This is a genomic window from Paenibacillus sp. J31P13 (assembly GCF_056269295.1).
The window spans coordinates 639,899-665,060 of record NZ_JBWDNR010000002.1; the positions used below are offsets into that span (position 1 = coordinate 639,899).

At 39.9% G+C, this 25,162-nt stretch carries 25 protein-coding genes; 17 read left to right on the top strand and 8 right to left on the bottom strand.

From position 1 onward, the window contains the following. Positions 1 to 39 precede the first annotated feature (39 nt). Both cysI and AC0YOD_RS09220 read left to right on the top strand, forming a co-directional pair. Positions 40 to 1,764, top strand: coding sequence for an assimilatory sulfite reductase (NADPH) hemoprotein subunit (cysI, locus tag AC0YOD_RS09215; RefSeq protein WP_475798970.1), 1,725 nt, complete (start codon positions 40 to 42; stop codon positions 1,762 to 1,764). 148 nt (positions 1,765 to 1,912) lie between these two features. Continuing rightward, a complete protein-coding gene (locus AC0YOD_RS09220) occupies positions 1,913 to 4,021 on the top strand; it encodes a methyl-accepting chemotaxis protein (RefSeq protein WP_475798971.1) in 2,109 nt (702 codons plus the stop codon). A gap of 58 nt (positions 4,022 to 4,079) precedes the next feature. Here the strand turns inward: AC0YOD_RS09220 and AC0YOD_RS09225 are convergent, their stop codons facing one another. The 4 genes from AC0YOD_RS09225 to AC0YOD_RS09240 form a co-directional block, all read right to left on the bottom strand. Next, positions 4,080 to 4,484: a CBS domain-containing protein gene (locus AC0YOD_RS09225; RefSeq protein WP_475798972.1), complete on the bottom strand. Its 405-nt coding sequence runs from the start codon at positions 4,482 to 4,484 to the stop codon at positions 4,080 to 4,082. A gap of 200 nt (positions 4,485 to 4,684) precedes the next feature. Beyond that, positions 4,685 to 5,923 carry an MFS transporter gene (locus AC0YOD_RS09230; protein WP_475798973.1) on the bottom strand — a complete coding sequence of 413 codons (1,239 nt, stop codon included), beginning with the start codon at positions 5,921 to 5,923 and terminating at the stop codon, positions 4,685 to 4,687. Positions 5,924 to 5,930: 7 nt separating this feature from the next. After that, complete coding sequence (locus AC0YOD_RS09235; protein WP_475798974.1) at positions 5,931 to 6,389, bottom strand: MarR family winged helix-turn-helix transcriptional regulator; 459 nt, start codon at positions 6,387 to 6,389, stop codon at positions 5,931 to 5,933. Between the two features lie 180 nt (positions 6,390 to 6,569). Further along, on the bottom strand, positions 6,570 to 7,004 hold the full coding sequence (locus tag AC0YOD_RS09240) for a VOC family protein (RefSeq protein WP_475798975.1): 435 nt from the start codon (positions 7,002 to 7,004) through the stop codon (positions 6,570 to 6,572). Positions 7,005 to 7,252: 248 nt separating this feature from the next. On the opposite strand from AC0YOD_RS09240, the gene AC0YOD_RS09245 reads away from it, so the two are divergent. The 3 genes from AC0YOD_RS09245 to AC0YOD_RS09255 are packed head-to-tail and all read left to right on the top strand — an operon-like array spanning position 7,253 to position 9,766. Further along, a complete protein-coding gene (locus AC0YOD_RS09245) occupies positions 7,253 to 8,029 on the top strand; it encodes a nucleotidyltransferase domain-containing protein (protein ID WP_475798976.1) in 777 nt (258 codons plus the stop codon). A gap of 59 nt (positions 8,030 to 8,088) precedes the next feature. Further along, complete coding sequence (locus tag AC0YOD_RS09250; RefSeq protein ID WP_475798977.1) at positions 8,089 to 8,991, top strand: ABC transporter ATP-binding protein; 903 nt, start codon at positions 8,089 to 8,091, stop codon at positions 8,989 to 8,991. Next, complete coding sequence (locus AC0YOD_RS09255; protein ID WP_475798978.1) at positions 8,981 to 9,766, top strand: ABC transporter permease subunit; 786 nt, start codon at positions 8,981 to 8,983, stop codon at positions 9,764 to 9,766. The genes AC0YOD_RS09250 and AC0YOD_RS09255 overlap by 11 nt, the downstream gene beginning before the upstream one ends. 272 nt (positions 9,767 to 10,038) lie before the next feature. Here the strand turns inward: AC0YOD_RS09255 and AC0YOD_RS09260 are convergent, their stop codons facing one another. Together AC0YOD_RS09260 and AC0YOD_RS09265 are read right to left on the bottom strand one after the other, a co-directional pair. Continuing rightward, positions 10,039 to 10,239, bottom strand: coding sequence for a helix-turn-helix domain-containing protein (locus AC0YOD_RS09260; protein WP_475798979.1), 201 nt, complete (start codon positions 10,237 to 10,239; stop codon positions 10,039 to 10,041). A gap of 10 nt (positions 10,240 to 10,249) precedes the next feature. Continuing rightward, the gene (locus AC0YOD_RS09265) at positions 10,250 to 10,729 is read right to left on the bottom strand and encodes a DUF2975 domain-containing protein (protein ID WP_475798980.1); all 480 of its coding nucleotides are present in this window, start codon (positions 10,727 to 10,729) and stop codon (positions 10,250 to 10,252) included. A 462-nt stretch (positions 10,730 to 11,191) separates the two neighbouring features. Between AC0YOD_RS09265 and AC0YOD_RS09270 the strand changes: the two genes are divergently transcribed. After that, a complete protein-coding gene (locus AC0YOD_RS09270) occupies positions 11,192 to 11,560 on the top strand; it encodes a hypothetical protein (RefSeq protein WP_475798981.1) in 369 nt (122 codons plus the stop codon). Between the two features lie 78 nt (positions 11,561 to 11,638). Here AC0YOD_RS09270 and AC0YOD_RS09275 read toward each other — a convergent pair whose 3' ends face one another. Further along, positions 11,639 to 12,118, bottom strand: a complete 480-nt coding sequence (locus AC0YOD_RS09275; protein ID WP_475798982.1) for a DUF5412 family protein — start codon at positions 12,116 to 12,118, stop codon at positions 11,639 to 11,641. Positions 12,119 to 12,754: 636 nt separating this feature from the next. Here AC0YOD_RS09275 and AC0YOD_RS09280 point away from each other — a divergent pair. The 3 genes from AC0YOD_RS09280 to AC0YOD_RS09290 all read left to right on the top strand — a co-directional run bounded on the left by AC0YOD_RS09280 (position 12,755) and on the right by AC0YOD_RS09290 (position 14,354). Then, positions 12,755 to 13,600: an ATP synthase beta subunit C-terminal domain-containing protein gene (locus AC0YOD_RS09280; protein ID WP_475798983.1), complete on the top strand. Its 846-nt coding sequence runs from the start codon at positions 12,755 to 12,757 to the stop codon at positions 13,598 to 13,600. A gap of 204 nt (positions 13,601 to 13,804) precedes the next feature. After that, positions 13,805 to 14,125, top strand: a complete 321-nt coding sequence (locus AC0YOD_RS09285) for a hypothetical protein (protein ID WP_475798984.1) — start codon at positions 13,805 to 13,807, stop codon at positions 14,123 to 14,125. A gap of 19 nt (positions 14,126 to 14,144) precedes the next feature. After that, positions 14,145 to 14,354: a hypothetical protein gene (locus AC0YOD_RS09290; RefSeq protein WP_475798985.1), complete on the top strand. Its 210-nt coding sequence runs from the start codon at positions 14,145 to 14,147 to the stop codon at positions 14,352 to 14,354. A gap of 139 nt (positions 14,355 to 14,493) precedes the next feature. On the opposite strand, the gene AC0YOD_RS09295 is transcribed toward AC0YOD_RS09290, so the two are convergent. Beyond that, entirely contained in the window at positions 14,494 to 15,012 is a 519-nt protein-coding gene (locus AC0YOD_RS09295) for a YfiT family bacillithiol transferase (RefSeq protein ID WP_475798986.1), read from the bottom strand. Positions 15,013 to 15,783: 771 nt separating this feature from the next. Here AC0YOD_RS09295 and AC0YOD_RS09300 point away from each other — a divergent pair. The 8 genes from AC0YOD_RS09300 (at position 15,784) to AC0YOD_RS09335 (ending at position 25,152) form a co-directional block, all read left to right on the top strand. Further along, positions 15,784 to 16,581: a lipid II flippase Amj family protein gene (locus AC0YOD_RS09300; protein WP_475798987.1), complete on the top strand. Its 798-nt coding sequence runs from the start codon at positions 15,784 to 15,786 to the stop codon at positions 16,579 to 16,581. Between the two features lie 107 nt (positions 16,582 to 16,688). Further along, positions 16,689 to 17,675, top strand: coding sequence for an aldo/keto reductase (locus AC0YOD_RS09305; RefSeq protein ID WP_475798988.1), 987 nt, complete (start codon positions 16,689 to 16,691; stop codon positions 17,673 to 17,675). 84 nt (positions 17,676 to 17,759) lie between these two features. Next, positions 17,760 to 18,140: a MerR family transcriptional regulator gene (locus AC0YOD_RS09310; protein ID WP_475798989.1), complete on the top strand. Its 381-nt coding sequence runs from the start codon at positions 17,760 to 17,762 to the stop codon at positions 18,138 to 18,140. Between the two features lie 138 nt (positions 18,141 to 18,278). After that, positions 18,279 to 18,599 carry a hypothetical protein gene (locus AC0YOD_RS09315; RefSeq protein WP_475798990.1) on the top strand — a complete coding sequence of 107 codons (321 nt, stop codon included), beginning with the start codon at positions 18,279 to 18,281 and terminating at the stop codon, positions 18,597 to 18,599. 437 nt (positions 18,600 to 19,036) lie between these two features. After that, a complete protein-coding gene (locus AC0YOD_RS09320; RefSeq protein ID WP_475798991.1) occupies positions 19,037 to 20,656 on the top strand; it encodes a response regulator in 1,620 nt (539 codons plus the stop codon). 11 nt (positions 20,657 to 20,667) lie between these two features. After that, positions 20,668 to 22,422 carry a sensor histidine kinase gene (locus tag AC0YOD_RS09325; protein ID WP_475799334.1) on the top strand — a complete coding sequence of 585 codons (1,755 nt, stop codon included), beginning with the start codon at positions 20,668 to 20,670 and terminating at the stop codon, positions 22,420 to 22,422. A 19-nt stretch (positions 22,423 to 22,441) separates the two neighbouring features. Further along, entirely contained in the window at positions 22,442 to 23,425 is a 984-nt protein-coding gene (locus AC0YOD_RS09330; protein ID WP_475798992.1) for a substrate-binding domain-containing protein, read from the top strand. A gap of 218 nt (positions 23,426 to 23,643) precedes the next feature. Then, on the top strand, positions 23,644 to 25,152 hold the full coding sequence (locus AC0YOD_RS09335) for a sugar ABC transporter ATP-binding protein (RefSeq protein WP_475799335.1): 1,509 nt from the start codon (positions 23,644 to 23,646) through the stop codon (positions 25,150 to 25,152). Positions 25,153 to 25,162: the final 10 nt, after the last annotated feature.

Here is a 25,162-nt window from a genome sequence, read left to right on the forward strand (position 1 = left end):
ACGAGAAAGACTGTCTGTGTTCGAGAGGAGATAGCAACAATGGCGAATGATCAATTAGTTAAGCCGATAGGCGGACCTCCGAGTGAGGTCGAGCATATTAAGAAAGAAAGCCGGTATTTGCGGGGAGCCCTTGTAGAAACGTTAAGCAACCCGATTACAGGTGGACTTCCTGAGGATGACAACCGATTACTGAAATTTCACGGCAGCTATATGCAGGACGATCGAGATTTACGCAACGAGCGTGAACGTCAGAAGCTGGAGCCAGCATTCCAATTCATGCTTCGTATCGTTGCACCAGGCGGCGTTGCTACACCTGAGCAATGGCTGGTCTTGGATGATCTTGCTCATAAATATGGCAACGATACACTGCGTATAACAACGCGTCAAGCTTTTCAGATGCACGGTATTTTAAAGTGGAATTTAAAACAAACCATTCAAGGCATCAACGATACGCTCTTGACTACGCTGGCAGCTTGCGGTGACGTTAACCGTAATGTAATGAGCAATCCAAATCCTTATCAATCCGAAATTCACGGCGAGGTTTACGAATGGGCGCGTAAGGTGAGTGATCATCTGGCACCAAGAACACCTGCGTACCATGAGATTTGGCTTGATGGCGAGAAGGTAGTAGACAGCCTAGATAACGATGCAGAAGTGGAGCCAATCTATGGCCCAGTTTACTTGCCTCGTAAGTTTAAAATAGGTATGGCAGTGCCTCCTTCTAATGATGTGGATGTTTATTCGCAGGATCTAGGTTTTATCGCTATTATTGAGAACGGTAAACTAGTTGGCTTCAACATTACAGCTGGCGGCGGTATGGGGATGACTCATGGCGATACTGCCACTTACCCTCAACTGGGACGAGTGATCGGGTTCTGTACACCAGATAAAATTATTGATGTTGCAGAGAAGACGGTTACGATTCAACGTGATTACGGCAACCGTTCCGTTCGTAAGAACGCTCGTTTCAAATATACAATCGACCGACATGGTATTGAATGGTTTGTTGCCGAGCTTCAAAATCGTCTGGGCTTTAACCTTGAGGCAGCTCGCTCCTATCATTTTGATCATAATGGCGATCGTTATGGTTGGATAAAGGGAAGCAACGGCAAATGGAACTTAACGCTGTATGTTCAAAGCGGACGTCTCCATGATGTTGGTGAATATAAATTGATGACTGGTCTTCGTGAAATTGCGAAGATTCATACAGGTGATTTCCGTCTTACGCCGAACCAAAACGTAGTCATTGCTAATGTGACGACAGCGAAGAAGCGTAAGGTTATGGAGCTGATCGAGCAGCATGGACTTTCTGATGGAGCTCATCATTCTGCACTTCGGAGAAGCTCTCTATCTTGCGTTGCTCTGCCAACATGCGGACTTGCAATGGCTGAAGCAGAACGTTACTTGCCAAGCCTGGTAGATAAGCTTGAGCTTGTTTTGGATCAAGCAGGTTTGCGTGACGAGGAAATTATCATTCGAATGACTGGCTGTCCGAACGGCTGTGCAAGGCCTGCACTTGGTGAGATTTCATTTATTGGTAAATCTCCTGGCAAATACAATATGTATTTGGGTGCTGGTTTTGTGGGTGATCGATTGAATAAGCTTTACAAGGAAAATGTAGATGAGAAAGAAATCTTGGATATCTTGGACCCTATGATTCACCGTTATTCCAAAGAGCGGGAAAAGGGCGAGCACTTCGGAGACTTTGTCATCCGTGCAGGATATGTTAAGGCAACAACCTCAGGTCTGAATTTCCACGAATAACCAAAATACGTTTGAATTTGAAAGATCAGGGCATTTTGTCCTGGTCTTTTTTTGTGAAGATACGAAGTTTTTATGGGTCTATTGTCCTATTATCAATTAGTCGCAATTTGTCGATTAATGATTATTAGCCCAGAGTGGAGTGGTTCAGATGAAAGCATTACGTAAACTGTCATTAACCGTTAAGTTTATTATTATTGTAAGTGTAGTATTATCACTTGTTTTTGGAACTATTTTAGTTGTTAATCTTAAGCCGCTGTTGCGAATTTCCACATCTAATGGTGAACTTGAAGCGTTCACTGCAGGTAATGAATATTCCATTACGATTGAAAAAACGATGGTAGAGATGCAATCTACTGTTAAGATATTAGGGGATATTTTGACTGAATCCAGATCGCTTAACAAGCTGAATCGTGAGGATGTCGTTTCAATTATGACGGAAATGATGAAGAAAAGGCCAGAAATAACAGGTCTTAGCACCTTATGGGAACCCAATGCCTTTGATGGGAATGATAAGGCGAATGTTAATAAAACAGCATATGACGACGTTACTGGACGTTTCATTCCTTATGTAGTCAGAAAAGGTGACGACATTGTGGTCGAGCCTTTAAGGGATTATGAGCTGGCGGGGGCAGGTGACTTCTACTTATTGCCAAAAGCAAGCAAGAAGCTTACTTATATGGAGCCATACGCCTATGAGGTTCAAGGTGAAGAAATTCAAATGATTTCAATCCTTCAACCAATTCTAGATAAATCAGGTACATTTCTAGGAATGGTAGGTCTAGATTTATCCTTAACTTATTTACAGGAAAATGCAGAGAAATATAAGCCGCTTGGCGGTTATGTATCACTTCTTACTGAGAGCGGATTATATGCTGCTAATCCAAATGATAAAGAATCCATTTTAAAACCTTTTGGTGATACACCGGAAAAGGAAGCATTATGGCAGGGAGTTAAAAGTGGAGATTTATTAAAGGGCTACACGTTAAACTCCAAAGGTGACCTAATGCTTCGAGTTTTTCAACCGATCCATTTGCCGGGCAGCGATCAAATTTGGTATACGCAAGCGGCCATTTCTAAAGATACGATTATGAAAAGCTATCTTACAGCAAGAACAAATATTTTTATTATCATAGTAATAGCTATGCTGATACTTGCTGCCATCTTGGCACTCTTACTCTGGATTATGGTCATAAAACCGCTGAGAACCTTGTCAGTGAAGCTTCAATTCATGTCTGAAGGCGACCTAACGCAACGTCTAGAGGTTCGATCTGGTGATGAGTTTGGAATCATGGCGGGACATTTTAATAATATGACTGCTAAGCTAAGAGAAATGTTTCAGCATGTCGCCGATTTATCAATGAATGTAGGCGCGACCTCCCAACAGTTGACAGCAAGTGCAGAACAGACAGGGATAGCGGCTGAAACGATAGCGGATTCCATTGGACGAGTAGCAGAGGGATCTCAAACGCAGAGCGAATATGCTGGGGAATCATCACAATCGATGAGTGAGCTTTCTCTTGGCGTGCAGCGCATAGCAGATTCCTCATCCGCAGTATCGGCTTCCGCTGATGAAGTGGCTAATCAAACGAGACTTGGAAGTCATGGTTTGCAGGCTGCAGTAAATCAGATGGCTGAGCTCAAGGAGTCAGTAGAAGAAACAAGCAAAGCGATTGAACGGTTAGGTGATCGTTCCGTACAGATTGGCAAAATGATTGGTCTGATTACGGATATCAGCAAGCAGACTAATCTTCTCGCTCTTAATGCATCCATAGAAGCATCAAGAGCAGGTGAGCATGGTCGAGGCTTCGCAGTGGTTGCAACGGAAATACGCAAGCTTGCTGAGCAAACCAAAGAAGCTGCATCTGAAATTACGGACTTGGTGGAGCATGTAAGAAATGATACGAAACAAGCATCACAAGCCATGACAGTAGGTAATGAGAAGGTGCGCTTAGGTGTGCAAAGTGTATCGGATAGCGAGATCTTATTCACATCTATCCTTACGGAAATGACAAACGTTAACGAGCAGATTCAAGAGGTATCAGCAGCTGCGGAGCAAATGACAGCAAGTACGGAGCAAATCTCAGCAAGCGTTATTCAGCTCGCAGATCTTGCGTCCGATGCTTCAGCAGACTCTCAAAGTGTGGCTGCCGCCTCGGAAGAGCAGCTTGCTTCGATGGAGGAGATTTCGGCTTCAGCTGACGCTCTCAGCACAATGGTTCAGGAATTATTAGAGAAGCTCTCACAATTTAAAATATAAAAAAAAGACTAGCAGCTGCTCACGAGAAAACTCGATGGAGCATACGCTAGTCTTTTTTTTAATCCGTTATGTTCTTCGTATAATAAGCGATAATATCTTTGCGTCTGATGATACCGATAAAAACATCCTCATCATTGATAACAGGGATAAAGTTTTGATCTGCAGCAAGCGTCAGCATATCCTCCATATGTGCATGGATATTGACAGATTCATTTCGAATCCGCTTCTGAACTGTACTTACTGACACTTCGTGCATATTGTCAAAGTTCAGACCAGGTGTGTTTTTAAGCTTCCAAAGCAAGTCGCCTTCAGAAAGTGTTCCTATATATTTGCCTTCTGTATCAATAATCGGGATAGCGGTGTAGTGATGATGTTCCAATTGTTCCATTGCTTCTCGCATAGATATGGTGGAAGTGATAAAGGCGACTTGATTTTTAGGTAATAGAAATGAAGATATTTGCATCGTTTGCAACTCCTTTGCAGTGCCATTTAAAATTAAGTAGTAATACTATTAAAACAAACTTTTTCAATAAAATAAAATGTAAAATTTCTTCCAGCAAAAAATGCCATAAAATAAGTAGGATTGTACCCTTTATAAATATAAAAAAAGTATCTAGTCAGAGACTAAATACTTTGCTCAATTGTGCTCCATTTAAAGATTTATTATTTGCAAGATGATGTACTTTTATTAGCACTTACGGAGTTGATTGTATTATTTTTTTTCATGCTCAGGAAATGACTTGCAAGATAGACAATGAGGAATACTACCATTACGCCTGAGGCATAGCGATACATAATCGCGTAGTTTGATGCGGATGCGACGATACCAAGCATCATAGATCCTAACGCAACACCTAAATCAATGGAGTTATAGTATAGGCTATTCGCCGTACTATGCTGCTCTGGAGAAGCCTCACGAAGCATCCAAGCTTGTGTAGTAGGTTGAATGGCACCAAAGCCTAGTCCATACAGAAGAGCTGATATAAGCACGAATGGAAGCGTGGTGGAATAGGAGAGAATTAGCAAGCTTGCTACTACAATTAACGCTCCAGGCACGAGTACAAGAAATGGGCCTTTACGATCGAATATGCGTCCAGAAATGGGGCGTACGATTAGAACAGTAAAAGCAATAAACAAGAAGAACAATCCGATTTGATCCAAATGTTTTTCTTCACCAAATAGTGCGAGAAACCCAAGTATGCCGCCATAGGTAACAGACATCAATAAATTCAATACGGCAGGGAACCACATGCGTCGCATCGATGGTTTTTTATTGCTAATCGCTGAAGTTGCGACTGATGGAGCTAACTTAGCAGGTTTCTCAGGCTGTTTAGGTATACTGCGTGTTAGAAGCAGCAATGGAATAATTAAGGCAGTGGATAATGCACCAAGCAAAGAAAGCTTAGTAAAGCCGTAGTCTTTAATTACGCTAAGCCCAATCAGCGGTCCGATGGACATGGCGATACTTGTGGAAAGACCGAAGTAGCCAATGCCTTCCCCGATACGTTTATGAGGGATGATCTGTGAAACTAGGGTTGGCAATACTGTACTGGTCATTCCGAATCCAATTCCGAATAAGACACGCAAGCCAAGGAGCTGGGTCATGGAACCCGCATAAGGATATAGGACGGTTACCGCTGTTACTATGAAAATACCCCAAAACAATATCGTATTCCGATGAATGGAGCGTAAAAGAATTGCGGTTACAATCCGAGTTACTATCGCTGCTAAAGCAAATAAGCTCGTAACTAAGCTAAGCGTAAAATCCCCTGGATGAAATTGCTCTTTGGCATAAGAGGGGAAGGGCGATAAAAGCATTTGCAAACTTAAAAACAATAATAAATAGCTTGCTGTTAGAGTAAGAAATGATTTGGTCCATAGTTTATCTTTCTGTTCAGGCATGATGTTATTACTCCTTTTCTTTCTCCGTCCATATGGTTGCTAGTTGATTAAGCTTCTCTAAAATGTGGAGCATTTGCTCATACTCTTCGTCTGATAAAGACTCCGATACATCTACAACCGTCTGATATTCAATCGGCTCAATGGCATCGGCTATTTTTTTACCTTGCTCGGTGATAAACACGTGGTAGGCGCGGCGGTCATTTTTTCCGGCTTTCTTCGTAACGAATCCCTTGGCTTCAAGTACGTCCAATATTCTTGTTGTAGTAGGTTTGTCTTTACCGGAAATCTCAGCAAGATCCTTTTGAATTAAACCGTCATTCTCTCTCACACGATAGAGTACCGACCATTGCTCTGGTGTTAAATCAAATGATTTGATTCGAAGCATAAACAGATGTGATAGTTTTCGCTGGGTAATGCCGAGTAAAAAACCGATGGAATGATCTAAACCTTTTTTACGCAAAATCATCACTTCCTATGATTAGTTGTTAAAACAACTATATGTATGACAACTTGAATTGTCAATCTTTTTTCAAATAGTGATAGTATCACAAGTATGGTGTTACATAGCACTTATTGCACAAAAAAAAGGATATAGAAGCTTTTCTGCATAAGAAAAGCACCATATCCTTTTTTTTATTTCCATCTATTAAAATGTATTGCTTAACTCTTCGCTGTCATAATTGAATTGCCATTCAATACCAAATTTATCCTTGAGACTGCCATAGCATTTGCTCCAAAAGGTTTCTTGAAGCTCCATGCCAATGGTGCCGCCCTCTTTGAGCTTGTGAAATAATGATTTAATTTCATCCATATCCTTGTCCACGATGGATAGGCTAATATTATTGCCCATAATAAATGGCATGCCAGGAAATACATCCGAAAACATAATAATGCTTCCTTTGATGTTAAGCCGTGAATGCATGACTAAATTTTTGGCTTCCTCTGGAAGTGGGTATTCAGGGTTTGGAGGAGTTTCTCCAAAGGTCATGATTTGTGGTTTCTCTGTCCCAAAAACATCAGCGTAAAACTCTACTACTTCTCGACAGTTTCCATTAAAATTCATATAAATATCAACAGCCATTTTTTCACTCCTCTAATTTGAAATGGACCACCCTGGTAAAGATGGAACATTTATATTGTATATCATTTGACTTCGCATTAACAAATATACATGAACTGCCATGCTCGCTGAATTGATAGAAACTATAGTATGAACAGGAGGTCTAGTGGAGCGCAACTGGCAGCTCTCAAGTATTGATTTAGAATGCGAGTACCACTTATTCATAGGGCATGGTAAAATTTACTTAGCAGCAATTAGGGGGAGATCTGATGAAGGGCATTATTTTAAAGGAGCTAAGAGAGATTGAGCAGCAGCATCAGGTGAAGGTTCTCTTCGCAGTTGAATCGGGCAGTCGGGCGTGGGGTTTTCCTTCTCAAGATAGCGACTATGATGTTCGATTTGTGTACATCAGACAACCAGAATGGTATTTATCCATTGATGAGAAAAGGGATGTCATTGAAGTCCCGATAAATGATCTGCTCGATATCAATGGTTGGGATATAAGAAAAGCTTTGAAGCTATTTCGAAAGTCCAATCCGCCTTTGTTGGAGTGGTTGGTTTCGGAAATTGTTTATAATGAGGCATTTGGCTTTAAAGAAGAAATGCTGCGGCTGAGAGAGCAAGTGTTTTCACCGAAAGCATCCATTCATCATTATTTGAGCATGGCAAAGGGGAATTTTAGAGAGTATTTACAAGGTGATCTAGTCCGAATTAAGAAGTATTTCTACGTTCTGCGTCCGATATTAGCTTGTAAATGGATTGAGAAATATAATACGAATCCTCCGATTCTTTTTCAAGAACTAGTATCTGATCTCGTAACGGATTCAAGCTTGAAATACGAGATTGAGGATCTTCTAAAAAGAAAGATGGCCGGTGAAGAGCTCAACTTGGAAAAACGTGTTGACATCATCAATGATTTTATTGAATTAGAATTCGAGCGCCTTACGGCATTTGCAGATGCTCAAAAAAATGAAAAGATAGACCCTACTGAAATATTGGATGAGCTTTATCGTACATACTTACAGAAAGTTTGGGAAATCGCATAAACGGCATTTTTGCTGCTTATACTAATCTGTTATTTTTTCAATAAAAGGAGTTGAAAAGAATGGCAGTGTTAAAGGTGGACCATTTAACCAAGGATTACGGAAATCACAAGGGTGTATTTGATGTTTCTTTTGAAATAAAAGAAGGTGAGGTTTTCGGATTTCTTGGTCCTAATGGAGCGGGCAAAACGACGACGATAAGACATATATTAGGATTTTCAAAACCGCAAAAAGGCAGTACTTGGGTCGATGGATTGAATAGCTGGGAGAAGCCAGATTTGATCCAAAGGGAGCTGGGTTACTTACCAGGTGAGATTGCCTTTCCAAACGATATGACAGGCACTCAGTTCATCAAAATGATGGGTGATATGCGGGGATTAAAAGATATGACGAAAGCGCACTATCTTATACAGAAGTTTCAATTAGATCCTACGGGTGCTTTAAAACGAATGTCTAAGGGAATGAAGCAGAAAATAGGCATCGTTTGTGCGTTTATGCATAATCCAAAAGTGTTGGTGCTGGATGAGCCTACAAGCGGTTTAGATCCTTTAATGCAAAGCACCTTTGTTGAACTGATCCAAGAGGAGAAAGCACAGGGGAAAACCATATTAATGTCTTCACATATGCTTGAAGAAGTAGGCGGCACCTGCGATCGAATCGGAATTATTAGACAGGGCAAGCTCGTTTCTACGATTTCTTCTGATGAAATCAAACAAACTAATAAGAAAACTTATGAGATTGAATTCAATACGCAAGAGGATTGTGATAAATTTTGTACGGAGCAGTTGGCTTTTAAAGAGACTGATTTAACAAAAAGGCAAGTGAAGGTTATCGTTCAGAATAACGACATCAATTCTTTTATAAAAGTCATAGCAAATTACGACCTTAGGTTTCTTTCCGAAATAAAGTTTTCGTTAGAGGAGTATTTCATGCACCTATATGGGGGTGAGAATGATGATAAATAGTTCTCTCTTGAAACGCACGATAAAATCGAATTACAAATTGTTCTTGATCTTTACCCTTGTTCTATGTGTGTACTTAACGATCGTTATCTCTTTCTTTACCCCTTCTACTTTGGAAGGATTCGAAGGGTTAGTGGAGAATACGCCTTTTGGAGCGATCTTGGCAGATGCTCATGGCTTGCTTGGTTTTATCAATAATGCCTATTTCGGTATCATTGCATCTGTTTTTCCAATGATTTATTCCATCATTGTAGGAAATAAACTGATTGCGGACCAAGTCGATCGTGGATCTATGGCTTATATTTTGTCTACTCCTATCAAAAGAAATCAAGTGACACTCACACAAGCCGTATTTCTGACCGGTTCACTTTTACTTATGTTTTCGATAGTTGCAGGAGTGGGACTTCTTGCGGAAATGATCTTTCAGCCGGATTCCATGGATACGAAAACCTTTTTATTATTAATTTTAGGATGTTTTTTATTGCATTTTGCAATCAGCAGCATTACTTTCCTATCCTCATGTGTATGTAATTTCACTAAAAACTCACTGGCCTTTGGAGCTGGATTTCCTTTAGCATTTTTCCTGTTAAAGATGGTAGGTGACTTGAGCGAAAGCCTGTCATTCTTTAAGTATTTATCTCTAAATACCCTTTTCGATAAAGAGTCGATTATGAAGGGCAGCGGGTACTCGTTTTCGTTTATTTTGCTTGCAGCCATAGCTCTCGTCTTATATGGGATTGGAATAAGAGTGTTTCACCGGAAAGATTTGCCCTTGTAAGGGCGGGGGTTATGACATTGAGAAAGTCAATTGTATCATATCAGTGAATAAATAATTTGAGGTGATGATTTGGCTGTAGCCGAGTAAGAGACACGCGGAGTGATTGTTAAATTGAAGCGCTTTGAATGGGGAAATATAGGGGTTATAATTGATCTGGAAGGAAATAGAATCGAATTGAAGGATTAAGCTAGATTAGCATGTATATACTTAGAGGGAATAGCACGTCATTTCAGCCTATTGGCGATGAACATGGTCTTTTTATTATGGCTATGTTAAATCTTAATGTTGTTTTTTGCCCCAAAAGAAAACCGCCCTTTACAAATCGCCTCTAAAGTTGATAATCGAATCGCTTTTGCCTTTCCATTTTTCAATATTGAAAGGTTAGCCATTGTTATTCCAACACGCTCCGAAAGTGCTGTTACGCTCATTTTTCTTTTAGCTAACATCACATCAATATTGATTATAATCGCCATGTTATTCACCTCAGACCGTCAAATCATTTTCTGATTTTATGATAATCGCTTCTTGTAGAAGTCGTTGGAGTATAGCAGCAAAAACGGCGATAACCAACGAAGCAAAAATGATGATGAGTCCCATTAATCCAATAGGAGGGTCAACTTTCTTCGCTATAAAACGGAAGAGTGGCAAACCTAATACATAGAAACTACTGATTGTAATCGCACAGTACTTTATATTCTTTAACGCCTTTACAGATAATTCCGAGAACGCTGTGTTCTCGTCAATGTACCGTAAAAGATTTAAAGCCTGATAGAGAGCGAAGTAAAAAGGCACAGCCGCTCCATACATCACGATGAAAACGAGATATTTCATTAGGGCAATATTTGGATACAATTTTGCTGCGAAATTCGCCATATGGGGCATAAAAAATATACATAAAGCAAGAACTGGTAGTCCTATAATAAAAACAGCTATTTTTAAAAACAATGTTGTGACTTCTCTCAAAATAAACACCTCACATTTTTATTTCATTTTTTTCCAGGAAATTTTTATTTGGTTTTTGAAGAATACTTACAAAAGGTGCAACGGTACTTGTCACTATAATACCCGTTAGACTTAATGATATAGGACCTGCTGCATCATCTCCTGTGACTTTAGCAAGTACCTTTAAGAAGGTAGTTGAACCTTATTTAACATTCATTTAAAGCACCTCACTGATGTAATGATAAAATGACTTTAACACATTATTTATCGTTATACAATAAATTAATATCGTTTTATTATATCCTTTTAATTTTGACGAAAATAAAGAGCATTTCTCATTACAAAGAAATGCTCTTACTGCTCTTACTTTAAAATGTTAAATTTACAACTTGATCAAATATTTTAATGAGTATTGAAGAAATGGATGCTGAACTGTAGAATGAGATGGTAATTAGACTACAGTCCTGAGTAGGAGATGTACATATGTCATCATCAAAGATAATAGACAAGACGAATAAAATAATTGAGATTGTTTGGGATCAGAAAGCTAAGCCTGATGATTTTGATAGAATTACGAGAGAAATTGAGAAATTCTCCAAAGATATGGGCGGTAAATTTGACGTGGTTGTTGATATGCGCAGTGTCAAAGCTTTCTTACCTGAATCTCAAGCGAAACTAGTCGAGCATCAAAAGGAATTATTAACCTTTGGCATGCAAAGGGCAGCGGTTATCGTTGATGGAGCGATAACAAAAATCCAGTTGAACCGTTCTGCTAGGCAATCTGAGCATACTACTGAAAGTCACTGGAATAGCTACGAAGAAGCTCTTGCTTTCTTGAGGGAAAAGAATTAGATTAACCCAGACCGCCGATGGCGGTCTTATCTTTTGCTTGTTTTTCAACTCGTATTAACCTCTAGAGATGAAAGTTTGTTAATGTTTATTATTGATAATCCTCCAAATTAATCCTCTATCCAGATAAGTCTCTTTTTCAATGTTGAGTTCAATACTTTTGTTTGAACTTGGGAACCCTGGTTCTTCATTTACTATGTATAGAGTATCTTCATCTTTCCATTCCATAGAAAAGTTGCTATTCGCATCACTATTATAAACCGTTTTTAGTTTGTTATCATCAGCGTGATAAGTGACTTCTACCCATAAATTGACTCCGCCAGCGGCACCGCCATAAGACTGATAGTAAGCATTAGCCGTATATTTGTCTGTAGGTGAGTTCAGGGGTCCTTTATAAAATTCACCTTCAGTGTTATCGAATGTAAAAAAGGTTGTATTATAGATTACTTGTGTAGAAATCAAACCAATTCCTATCAGAGTCGCAATGAATAGTTTTTTAGGGAAGGGCTTCTTTTTTATAAAGAAGATAAATAATCGGATACTAAAAATTAAAAATATCACTACTGTAATGAGGGAAATGATGAAGAAACCTAATAAATATAAATAATTAATAATAATTCCTCCTTACCAGCAACTTTTTCTTATTTGAGGTTGTGTTCTCCTATTTATCACTATCTACAAAACAAAACGGAATCTCGTCATTTTATGTTGCGAATATTTGGTTGATAGTCCATTTTAAATTTGATATAAGCCATATATGGAAGGGTGGACCTGAATCCCAAATGATTATTCATACAGGAGGCGGTGGTGGGGATTGCAGCTGATTCATCAATCTTATATTAGAAGTTGGTAGAGTAATCCCCATTAGAAAAATGTAAAAATTTATGTTGCTTTTTAAAGTAAAATGGTTTACTTTATGAAGTAACAGATGGTTTTAGCGTAATACAAATTACTCTCGAGAGTAAGGGGACATATCCAATGAATGATGATCTGCAACTCAACGTTTCGCTCTTACGTCGTCGTGTTCCAAATCTTACAACAGCTGCTCGTGCAGCTGGCTTACGACCAGCTACCGTATCAAACTTATGTACAGGTAAAATCCCTGTGGGTAGGGCAGAAGTTAAAACCCTTGTGACTCTTGCTTCACTTGCTAATTGCAGTCTTGATGAATTAATAATTCGAGGGAGTGGTGTAGCGATGATTGAAACAGGTTTGAAGGTGTTGGATTTATTTGCTCCGATAGTGCGCGGAGGGACAGTTGGCCTTGTGGCAGGACCTGGAATGGGGCAGTTAGTTATGCTGGCTGAACTCTTTCGTCGGATGAAGAGGCGTGGATATGTAACTGTTTTTTGGAAGCCGCAGGGTGAGACGGATGGGATCAGTGATGTGGAAACTGAGGCCGAAATGACCTGCTCTACTCTCGATGAGGTATATAAGCAGATAGCTGCCTTCCGTTCGGATAGAGATGTACTGCTTGGGGCGGATAGATCGATTGTTCTCTCTGGTGACTTATTGACCTTGCGAGAGAGGCTCCAAGAAGCGGGTACCCGGCCCGTAACCATAGCATTAGTGGATACTAATTTTGAGGCTGCAGACGAAGAGGCACCTTACGGTCCATTGGATACGCTATTGCGATTTGATGCGGACATGGCATCACGTAACCTATTCCCGGCGATAGATCCAGTATTCTCGACTTCCACCGTATTAGAAGGAGCTCATCTCGAAGCGACTCATTTGACGTTACAACAAAGAGCACGAAAGTTGCTTCGTAGATATCGGGAGTTACGTTCATTGGTTCGAGCACGAGGAATAGAGAATTTACCAGAATCCGATAAAATGATTTATAGTCGTGGTGAAAGGTTGGAGTCGTTCCTCACTCAACCATTTTATGTTGCAGAATCTTTTACAAACAAATCAGGTGAATGGTTAACCCTTCAAGATTCATTAGAGGGTGTCCGTCGTATCTTGGATGGTGCTGCCGATCATTTAGAAGTTGAACAATTGACCTATATTGGACAGCTCACATTCGATATAGAAGTCTAAAATGAACCTATATAAAACGAAGACCCACAGCGATGTGGGTCTCTTTGTGTGTTCAGACATCTTCATCGAAACAGGATATTTCAAAGAAAATTATTGGCGTCTAACACTAAGCTGACGAATAGCTTGTTTAATTACATTATATCCAGTATTTGATGTATAATCGTTTAGGGAAAAGTTTTTACAAGATAGGGATGTGAAGGTTAAATGCTATTGGAAGAAGAGGTTCTTTTGTTATTGAGATTAGGTTTAATAATTGTTATGGTTCCTGTGGCTTCAATGGTTATTTATCTGATGAGGAAAAATAGAAGACAAGGTTATGGATGGATATTGGGCCATTTGCTGCTTTTCTCTGTTGGTGCAGTACATTTGATAAGAATACTCGAAACAAGAGCTTTCACAAGCTCGGTATATAACTCTTTCTCTTTTGCATTCATTGGAGTAGTTTGGGCTATTAGTATGTTCTTTTTTGTTCGAGGTCTTCTTGAATTAAGTGACAGAAACAGGCAAGGTAACAAAGTACATTAATTGTTGAACGTTTAATTTCATGATGAATATTTGGTTTCATATCCAAAAATCAATGATTAAGAAGGTGCGTAAAATGTTTGGTTTTTTCAAGAAGAAAACCATTTCTTTTGATGATCAACTCACTAAATTAGCTGAGTTCGAAATTACATTGAACCCTGGAATTACAACAAATTCATTGCTTGAACAATTTTCGCAACAAGAATTTGAGAAAGAACCTTTTCAATTCTAAATGAGTAGTCATCGCATCCCTTGGACAAGATTGTCTAATTGCTTACTTAACATCAGATCAAATTTTACATATGAATAAGCTGTTGAAGTTTAAATTTAAGGCTATTCATTACTTTAAGTGTAAAAGTATATAAAATCCTTTACCAGCCCTTACGATTACACAAAGAAGTAATATGTGCAAGATGATGCCTACCGTGCCAAGCATAAATTCCTATATTTTTACCTACTGAAACTTTACCTGAATCTGGATGAATAAATGTCTTTTCCATATCAGCAGGTGTTAGACTGCGTAAAAGGTTGGTCCAGCGTTTATGCAATGATTCGAGAAGTGTAAGTGAAGTATCAATTGGCAATTTATAATCGGATAGTTCCGCCCATTTCGTTTCGTCATAGGGCTTAATTACAGGATTTTCTTCCGTAAGAGCCAATTTAAAGCGAACATAGGCATTGATATGACTATCCGCAAGGTGGTGTATTACTTGTCGAACAGTCCACCCTCCTGAACGATAAGCTGTATCAAGCTGATCATTATCTAAGTCTTTTACAGTATCTCGTAATAATCTTGGTAAATCTTCAATCTCATTTATCCAATCACTTGTAACACGGATAGTAATTTCACCATCAAAATAAAAATTGCCAATTGGGTATTTCATATCCATCTATTATTCCTCCTAAAAATCACTTGGTTTTTGTGGTTAACTAAATAGATTGTTTAAATATTCTTACACCTTATTTATGTCTATTTTAACTTAAATATCCAGTATAGTTTAAATTAATTTTATTTTATTTAGGTCAAGTATCTACATACCATTTGCTCAACAGTTGGAAAAGGAAGGATTTGTTCGTCTCTCCATTGACGAGGAAATTTGGACCACTTATGGCCGGTACGGGATTGATTACCCAATAGAAAAGTATGAGCATACAAAATAGAGGCTGAATTGAAATTGCGCAAGCTATTAGTAATTTTTTACACGTTAAAAAGCATGTGGTTATTGATTTTAGTTTTTGGCAGTATAAAAGAAGAACAGAGAACAAGAAACTTATAGAAGATGCTGGCAGTAAGTGGAAACTAATATATTTGAAAATACATCCGAATAATTTGCGTGAGCATCTTCGTATACGAAGCCAACGCTTTGATGCAAATGCTGCGATGAAAACCTCTCATTAGTAGCAAACCTAGATTTTAATAGGTCTAATGGGAGGTTTTATTATGTGCTTTTGTGAATCGTGGAAACGGTATAAGGTCAATAAGCGTAGCAGGTAATCAAATAAAGTTTAGTATGTATTAAATAGGAAATATTAAATGAGATAATTTCTCTTTTTAAAGATGGTTTTTATCTCTATCATTTAACTAGAGACATAAGTGTGAAAAAAGTATAAAGGTATTTTTGGATCATATACGAACTTTCGTAACGTTATGAGGTGATCGATTGTTGGAGCAAGTTGTATTTGTGGCTTTGTTTACATTTATCATTCATCTTTCAGAGACTCTTACTTATTCTCTTCGATTAGCAGGTGTACGAGTAGAGAAATTGGCGGTTGCCTTGTCCTTATCTGGGATAATCCTTATTATTTCAAGAACGGCAAATATGGTACAAGCCCCAATGACCGGTAAAATGATTGACTTCGCAAAACAGCATGTTGATTATAATCTAATTGATCAGTTTCGCATAATTATTGGTGCAGCTACATTAGGGACTTTTACAGCTTTATTACTTTTCCCATCTGCCGTTTTGCTTTCTACGAGGGTAATATCCCATTTAGAAATAGCAGGGTCTATACCTCAAATGGTTCGCTCTTCAGTTTCCTTTCAAAAGATTAATTATGCAAGATATCATTTTCGCTTTCCAAAGCTATCCATGCTGTCGCGATTAAGAATCGGAGGCATACCCAAAAGGCTAGTGCTTCTTAATTGTTTGGTAACTGCTATTTACACAATTGGAGTGTTAGCGGCTCTACTTGCCTCAACATTAACAATAGAATTCTCGACTGCCGCCTCACAATCTTCAGGTCTAATAAATGGAATGGCGACTATTTTACTTACCATACTCATTGATCCGCAAATTGGTTTAATTACTGATAAAGTTCTTAGAGGAGAAAAAGAGATCGCAACACTTAATAAGGTTTTTGGGTTATTAATGCTGTCTCGATTATTTGGAACTATTCTTGCACAAGCATTACTGGTGCCGGCTGCCCATTGGATTAAATGGATGGTATCCGTTCTATAATGTATAATACACAAACAAACAGCCTAATGACTTGACTTGGAGTTAACTCCAAGTAGTAAACTAAATCTGTAGGAAACAATATCTATTTGAAAGTGAGGAACTATTAAATGGAATATATGAAACTCGGAAATACAGGCTTGGATGTATCTCGGCTTTGTCTTGGATGTATGAGCTTTGGAGTAGCGGAGCGTTGGACTCATCCTTGGGTACTTAATGAAGAGAACAGTCGTCCTATTATAAAAGAAGCCCTAAAGCTTGGTATCAATTTTTTTGATACGGCGAATATATATTCAGATGGTACAAGCGAAGAAATTGTTGGACGAGCTTTAAAGGAATATGCCAATCGTGATGAAATTGTACTCGCGACAAAGGTTTTTTTCCGTATGCAAGAAGGTCCCAATGGTGCTGGACTTTCTCGAAAAGCAATCATGACCGAAATAGATAAGAGCCTAAAGAGGCTGGGAACGGATTATGTAGACCTTTATCAAATCCATCGCTGGGATTACCATACTCCCATTGAAGAAACGATGGAAGCATTGCATGATGTTGTGAAAGCTGGGAAAGCAAGATATATTGGTGCTTCAGCCATGTATGCATGGCAGTTCCTAAAGGCGAATCATGTAGCTGAAAAAAATGGCTGGACCCGATTCGTATCGATGCAGAATCATTTAAACCTCATTTACCGTGAAGAAGAGAGAGAAATGCTGCCGCTCTGTAAGGAGGAAAAAATCGGTGTGATTCCTTATAGTCCCCTCGCATCAGGAAGATTGGCGCGTGATTGGTCGGAAACAACATATCGATCCGAAACCGACCTAGCTCAAAAATCTAAATACGATGCGACTGCAGATATTGACCGATTGATTGTAGAGCGGGTTACGGCAATTGCTGAAAAACGTAGCGTTCCCCGTGCTCAAATTGCACTTGCTTGGTTGTTGCAGAAAGAACCAGTAACAGCTCCGATTTTCGGCGCTACGAAATTGTCCCATCTCGAAGATGCAGTTGCAGCTCTTTCAATTACGTTAACACCAGAAGAAATTGCGTCGATGGAAGAGCTGTATGTTCCTCATCGGGTAGTCGGTGCTATTTCGATGTAATGACAGGTAGATATTAGGAAAGACAAGAGCGTCCAAATCTTTTTCACGGGCGTTCTTGATCTGAAAATGGGAAGTGAAATCTTCATGCTTATTGCTAAAGTAAGTGAGAAATTCGATTTATCGCAGGATACACTCCGTTATTATGAACGAATTGGGCTTATTCCACGGGTGAATCGCAATAAAAGCGGAATCAGGGATTATACGGAAGAAGACTGCAGGTGGGTTGAATATATCAAATGTATGCGTGGTGTAGATCTCCCAGTTGAAATGTTAATTGAGTATGTCGGGTTGTTTCAACAGGGTGATGAAACCATCGGGGTTAGAAAAGATCTTCTAATCGAGCAACGTAAGCAACTTGCAAAGAAAATAGAGGATATGAAAAAAGTGTACGAACGTTTGGATGATAAAATTGCAAGATATGATCAGACCATACTTGAAAAAGAGAAAACTCTAAATAGGTCTTAAATGGTTCACAGTAATTGTCTTGCCCTTAAACCCACATGAACATAGGAGGCTATCGCCTTGCGGGTCAAGTGTACATGTCGGATTACAACTCTGTGAATATAATGAGGTGTATTCCAAAACGGGAAGGGGATAGTTATATTGAACCGTAATGATTACTATAATATGGGCAATGCTAATGTGGCTAATGCTAATATGGGTAATGTTGGTGGCGTGAATGAAGCTGAATTTTGTCCTGATTGTCCAACGCAGACTGTCTATGATCCTCCAATTACGCAATATGAGGACTACTACCATCCGCAGCTTGTGAATGTCGTTCAAAATATTGAAATAGTAAAGCAGCATCATTGTTGTCCGGTCTATAAACAACATTACACGTATACTGAAAAAAATGTTATGGTTTCGAGTGTTAAACCACGGAAGCATGCTAAAACATCTTCCCATAAACGTTCGAAAAAATAGTCCCCATATATAAACAATGACCCAAAAGAATGGAGGCTTCGAATCGGAGGCGACCATCCTGCGGGTCATTTGTTTGTTTGTTGGTTTATGCTCATCTGATTTTCAAGAATAATCAAATCCAATACAAAATACTGAGTAAGGAGCAGCAATTTAAGCATTTGCGGAGGTCTTTAATAAAAATAAGAAGAAAATCAACTAATTTCGTATATAATCGCATTTACATATCCATATTCCCCTAATATTATTAAAGGAAAAAGTAAAAGAGACGAGTCATTATTTTAACAAGCTTTCAACTACTTCAACCTATTACAGATGAATTTATTGATAGCGCTTTCAATTAATTGTGCCAGGTATAGAATGTTTTAAATGAGGACTCTTATAAGTATTCTAGAACGATCTATCCAATCAATGTATCTTAGAAACAAGGCGGGGATCTCATGTACAAGTTGCTGATTGTTGACGACGAAGCATTGGTTCGTGAAGCGATAGAGGATCAAATGGACTGGGAAAGGCTTGGCTTTGAGTGCGTGGGCACTTGCGAAGACGGCAAGGAAGCGCTTGATTTTATTACCCGCCATACGCCGGATGTTGTATTGACCGATATTGGAATGCCCTTCATGAACGGAATAGAGCTGACACGCGAACTGTCCATCCATTATCCGAAAGTGAAGGTCGTCATATTTACAGGATACGATGATTTCGATTTTGCGCAGCAAGCTTTGAAATTGCAAGCCGTCGACTATATTTTAAAACCGATTACCGCTGCTGAACTTGAGCAAGTTATAAATAAAATTCGTATGGAGTTGGACAGTGAAAGAAAGCAAATCAAAGATTTCGAGCAGTTGAAACGGCAACTGAGGGAGAGCCTTCCTCTGTTGAAAGAACGTTTTTTAGAACGTTTTGCAAGCACGTCGATACCAGAAAAACAAATGAAGGATAGCTTCAATTATTTTGAGATAGAGTGGAACGGCTCCTTCGTGATCGAGCTGGCCATAGAGGTGGACGAGTTTGTATGGACTCAGCCAAGTACTTTATCCGACGAGGAACTTATTCGTTTTGCTGTTTATAACATCGCTCAAGAAGTTATAGAAAACCGTGCAGGGACGCTTATTTTCAGGGATCGGGAAAACCGAGTGCTTCTAATCATTTCTGGTAATCAACCAGAGGAATTGCATGATCTTTCTACGTTGGTGGCAGAAGAAATTCATAGTAAGATTACTGATTATTTGCCGGTTAAACTTTCCATAGGCATTGGACATGTATGCCATTTAACGGACAAAGTGCAGCGTTTAAATCAATCGGCTCTTTCGGCATTGGATTATCGCTTTGTAATCGGAACCAACCAAATCATATGTATATCGGATATGGAACAGCGTAAGCGTCCGGAGTTGCTATCGCTAGTTGATTGGGAAAGCGAGTTAATTACTAAACTGAAAACCGGATCGCCAGAAGAGATGGATGAATGGATCGAGCAAATCTTCATTATGTTTCGGGAACATGTTTATCCATTCGATATTTGTCAGATGTATATTCAACGAATCGTATTAACGATCATGCACACGCTTTATGTCATGGGCATTGAACATACGCAGGTGTTCGGAGAAACTCAAAGTCCGTTAAATGAAATTACTCGACTTGCTTCGATGGATAAAGTTGAAGTCTGGATGAAGGCTCAATGCGCGAAAGTGGTCGGGAGCATCAAAAGCATGAGGGAACATCAAAGCGTGTTTCAGGTAGCAAAATCGATAGAGTACATTAAGCAGCATTATATGGATCCGAAATTATCATTAAAGTCGGTGTGTTATCACGTATCGATGAGTTCGAGCTACTTCAGCAGCATATTCAAGCAAACCAACGGTAAAACATTCGTGGAATTCGTAACTCATTTACGTATGGAAAAAGCGAAGGAACTATTAAACATGACCTCTTTAAAGAGTTACGAGATCGCATATACGGTTGGATACAGTGATCCTCATTATTTCAGCGGTGCATTCAAAAAGCATACAGGTGAAACACCAACGGATTATCGCCATAAAAAGATAAAAGGGTTAGTGTGATACGAGTGAGAATGTTTTCGCGATTGCCTAGTATTCAGACGAATATGGTGCTAGCCTCGGTCTCTCTCATTATTATGACAAGTATTATTATGAGCGTTACCTCCTTTTACTTGACTAAAGATTCCGTTAAGTCCACGGCGCAGACTTACACGACGGAGCTTGTGAAACAGGTAAACAACAATATTAAATCCTATATAAACGGCATGAAGTACATGTCTGATCTTGTAGCGGGCAATTATGCGGTTCAAGCTTATTTATCCTCAGATACTTTTAATAGCCTGAAGGAGGAAAAAGACTATAAGGAAACAATCTCTGAAATGCTGGGTGCGATGCTAGTATCCCGAACGGATATAAGTTCAGCCAACATTTTCGGTTATGGTGGACAATTTGTGTCCGGCCGCAAAGAACTTGAATTGAATCCCAATGTTGATATTACAACTATGAATTGGTATAAGAACGCAGAGAGCATGGGCGGGCGCAGTGTTATTTCCTCTTCGCACGTACAGCCTATTTTTAAAGATCGGTATCCTTGGGTTGTTTCACTAAGCCGGGAACTGGTTAGCAAGGATGGGAATAAGAAGCTTGGTATATTTTTAGTTGATTTGAATTTTAGCGTCATGAACGACATGTTTAAGGACATTCGACTCGGTCAAAGAGGTTATTTATTCATCATTGATTCGGAAGGGAAAATCGTCTATCACCCCCAGCAACAATTGGTTTATAGTAATTTGAAATCAGAGATGATAGATAAGGTGCTCGAAGTCAGAAACGGAACATTCATAAGCAAGCAAGGCAGTGAAAGTCGAATGTATACCGTTCAAGATTCCGAATTCGGATGGAAAATTGTTGGTGTATCCTACGTGAGTGAATTGGCCGACAATCAGAATAATGTTTTGCTTTCTATCGTTTTCTTTGGGATTATCTGTATCATCATCGGGATTATTATTTCCTTGTTCTTATCCCAGAGAGTGAGTCAACCGATCAAACGATTGCAGGGCTATATGAAGGAAGTGGAGAAGGGCAACTTCGATATCCATGTGCCGGCCCATAAAACAGTAGAAATCCAAAGGCTTGCAAGAGCATTCAATATGATGGTCGGAAAGATTAAAGAGTTGATGCTGCAAACGGTATTGGATCAGGAGCTGAAACGCAAGAGCGAGATCAGCGCGCTGCAGGCTCAAATCAATCCGCATTTTCTATATAACACGCTGGATTCTATTGTGTGGATGGCCGAGAGCAACAAATCCAGAGAAGTTGTTTTGATGACTTCGGCGCTTGCCAAGCTATTCCGATCATCGATCAGCAAGGGAGAAGAGTTAGTTGCGATTAGAACTGAAATTGAGCATATTACGAACTATTTAATGATCCAAAAAATGCGGTATAAAAATAAGTTGGATTATCACATTGAAATATCTGATTCTGTACTTGAATATCGGATCATCAAAATCATCATGCAGCCTCTTATTGAGAACGCGATCTATCATGGCATTAAGATGAAGCAAGGACCTGGTTTCATCCGAATTGCGTACGAAGAAACCGACACGGACATTATTCTGATTGTCGAAGATAATGGTAATGGGATGGATGAGGAAAAATTGAAATCCCTGCATCTTCCATCTCCTGTAGCAGAGAGCGGAAGAGGAGTAGGCGTGCGCAATGTTCAAGAGCGGCTTAAGTTATATTACGGTGTGCAATACGGATTGACCTATCATAGCGTTCTAGGAGTAGGAACAACCGTAAAAATTCGAATTCCCAAATCACGCTAGATTCTGGAGGACGAGAGACATGCAAGGAATTCACAAGTGGTTAACAACCGCGGTTGCACTCCTTCTCATCGCAGTGGTTGTTTTTGTATATGGGTATAATGGATTAAGTGCGAAAAAGAAGATCGATGTCACGGTAATCATTAAAACGATTGATACATCGGTAGAATTCTGGCAGGTGTTAATCGATGGGGTGAATGAAGCCGCTCAAGAGTTCAATGTAAATGTTCAAGTATGGGGAACGGATTCGGAAACGGATGTTGATGAACAAATTGCGCTAGTTGAAAAAGCGATAGAGAACCGGCCGGACGCGATTGTATTGGCTGCAACCGATTACGAGAGGCTTGTACCCGTTTCCGAGAAAATAAAAAAAAGTGGAATTAAGCTCATTATCGTTGATTCGGGGATTGAATCTGACATTGCCGATAGCGTCGTAGCTACAGATAACGTCAACGCAGGCAGGGAAGCGGGAGAAGCAATGAAAGGCTTAATTAAAGATAAGGCCAAAATAGCGATTGTCAGCTATGTCAAAAACGCTGCTTCTCATATTGACAGACAAAAAGGTGTCCATGAAGTCATTGAGAATTATCCGGAAATCGAGATGCTCGGGACTTACTATGGCGAAGGATCTGAGCAAAATGCCTATCACTTGGTTTTGGAAATGCTGCAGGTGCATAAAGATGTGTTCGGGATCATCGGTCTGAACGAGCCGACTACGGTCGGAGCGGGCCGGGCGATTCAGGAGCTTGGCTTAAAGGGAAAGGTGCAATTGATTGGATTCGACAGTTCATTCAATGAAATCAAGCTTCTGGATGAGGGTGTAATGAAAGCGACTGTACTCCAGAGACCTTTTCAGATGGGCTATCTCAGCATCAAGACAGCAATGGAGGTTGTCAAGGGCAAGAAGGTTGCTAAGCTTATTGATACGGGCTCGCTGCTCATCACGAAAGAAAACATGTATGAAGAGGAAAATCAGAAGCTTTTGTTTCCGTTTATTGGTGATTAGTGTATGGAGTAGTTGAGGGTCTGTTGTAAGTGGGAAAGATGGCAGAGTAGGCGAAAGCCTGCTATGCCATCTTTTTTTTGTTGGCGTCTTATTGCAGGCTGATCGTATAAATCTCCAAAATTATTCGACTCTTATAAGATGAAATCACATGTAAGTGATGGAATGAACCGTGTAAAGTTAACGGTAACAACATGAACAAGGAGATGGGAGATGGAATGATGAGTGGAAGTATTGTGAAGATGGAAGGGATCATGAAGAGTTTTTCTGGTGTTCACGCATTGAAAGATTGCAAGTTCGAATTGCGTACTGGTGAGGTGCACGCACTTGTTGGGGAAAATGGAGCGGGGAAATCGACCCTGATGAAAGTGCTTACGGGCGTTTATCAGATGGACGAGGGGCGCATCCTCTACAAGGGCAAAGAAGTACGTATTACAGATACACGATCCGCTCAAAAAATGGGAATCAGCATGATCCATCAGGAGATGAATCTTGCAGCTGATCTGACTGTTGCGCAAAACATCTTTATCGGCAAAGAGCCTCGAAAAGCTATAAAACTGTTTCTTGACGAGAAAGAGATGAATAGACAAACCTCTGTTTTGCTGAAGCAAATGAATCTAGATATCGATCCGACTACACTCGTCTCAAAGCTGACGGTTGCGAAGCAGCAAATGGTCGAAATTATAAAAGCCATTTCTTATGATTCTCAGGTGCTGATCATGGACGAACCGACAGCGGCGCTTAGTGATGCGGAAATCGAGGAATTGTTTAAGATTATCGTTCAGCTGCGGGCTAAAGGAGTGGGGATTGTGTACATCTCACACCGTATGGCGGAGTTAAAACGGATAACCGACCGTATCACGGTCATGCGCGACGGCAGTTATATTGATACAGTTGCGACAGCCGAAACAACCATTGATAAAATTATTTCGATGATGGTGGGCCGAGAGCTTTATCAGTCGGATAAGACGAATCGGATTAAGGACGAAACGAGCGAGATGATGCTTGAGGTGCGTAATTTGAACCGCAGGAATGTTCTTCACAATGTGAGCTTCTCACTTCGAAAGGGAGAAATACTTGGAGTGGCTGGACTAGTCGGTGCAGGAAGAACAGAAGTCGCTCGGGCAATCTTCGGCGCTGATCCCATTGAGTCCGGTGAGATCTACGTCCATGGCCGCAAGGCGCGGATAAATGGCCCCCATCAGGCCGTAAAGCATGGCATTGGATATTTGAGTGAGGATAGAAAGCACTTCGGCTGCCTGCTTGAAATGGATGTTTCAACGAACGCTACACTGGCAACTGCAGGCCGTTTCGCGAGTGCGGGATTTTGGATGAATGAAAAACGCATGAATGACGTTTCGACTCGAATCGTTGAGGAGCTTAAGGTGAAAACACCCGGTATCAAGCAGAAGATGAAATTTCTCTCTGGGGGGAACCAACAGAAGGTGATTATCGGTAAGTGGTTAACGCGGGATTGCGACATCCTGATATTCGATGAGCCGACTCGAGGAATTGATATCGGAGCCAAAAGCGAAATTTACAAGCTTCTTGAGAACTTGGCTGCCTCAGGCAAATCTATCATAATGATCAGTTCTGAATTGCCGGAAATTTTAAGGCTCAGTCATCGCATTATTGTCATGTGCGAAGGACGAATCACGGGGGAGCTTATGAATGATCATCATGCGACCCAAGAGCAGATCATGACCTATGCGACAGATCGGATCGGGTAAGGTCGACAGA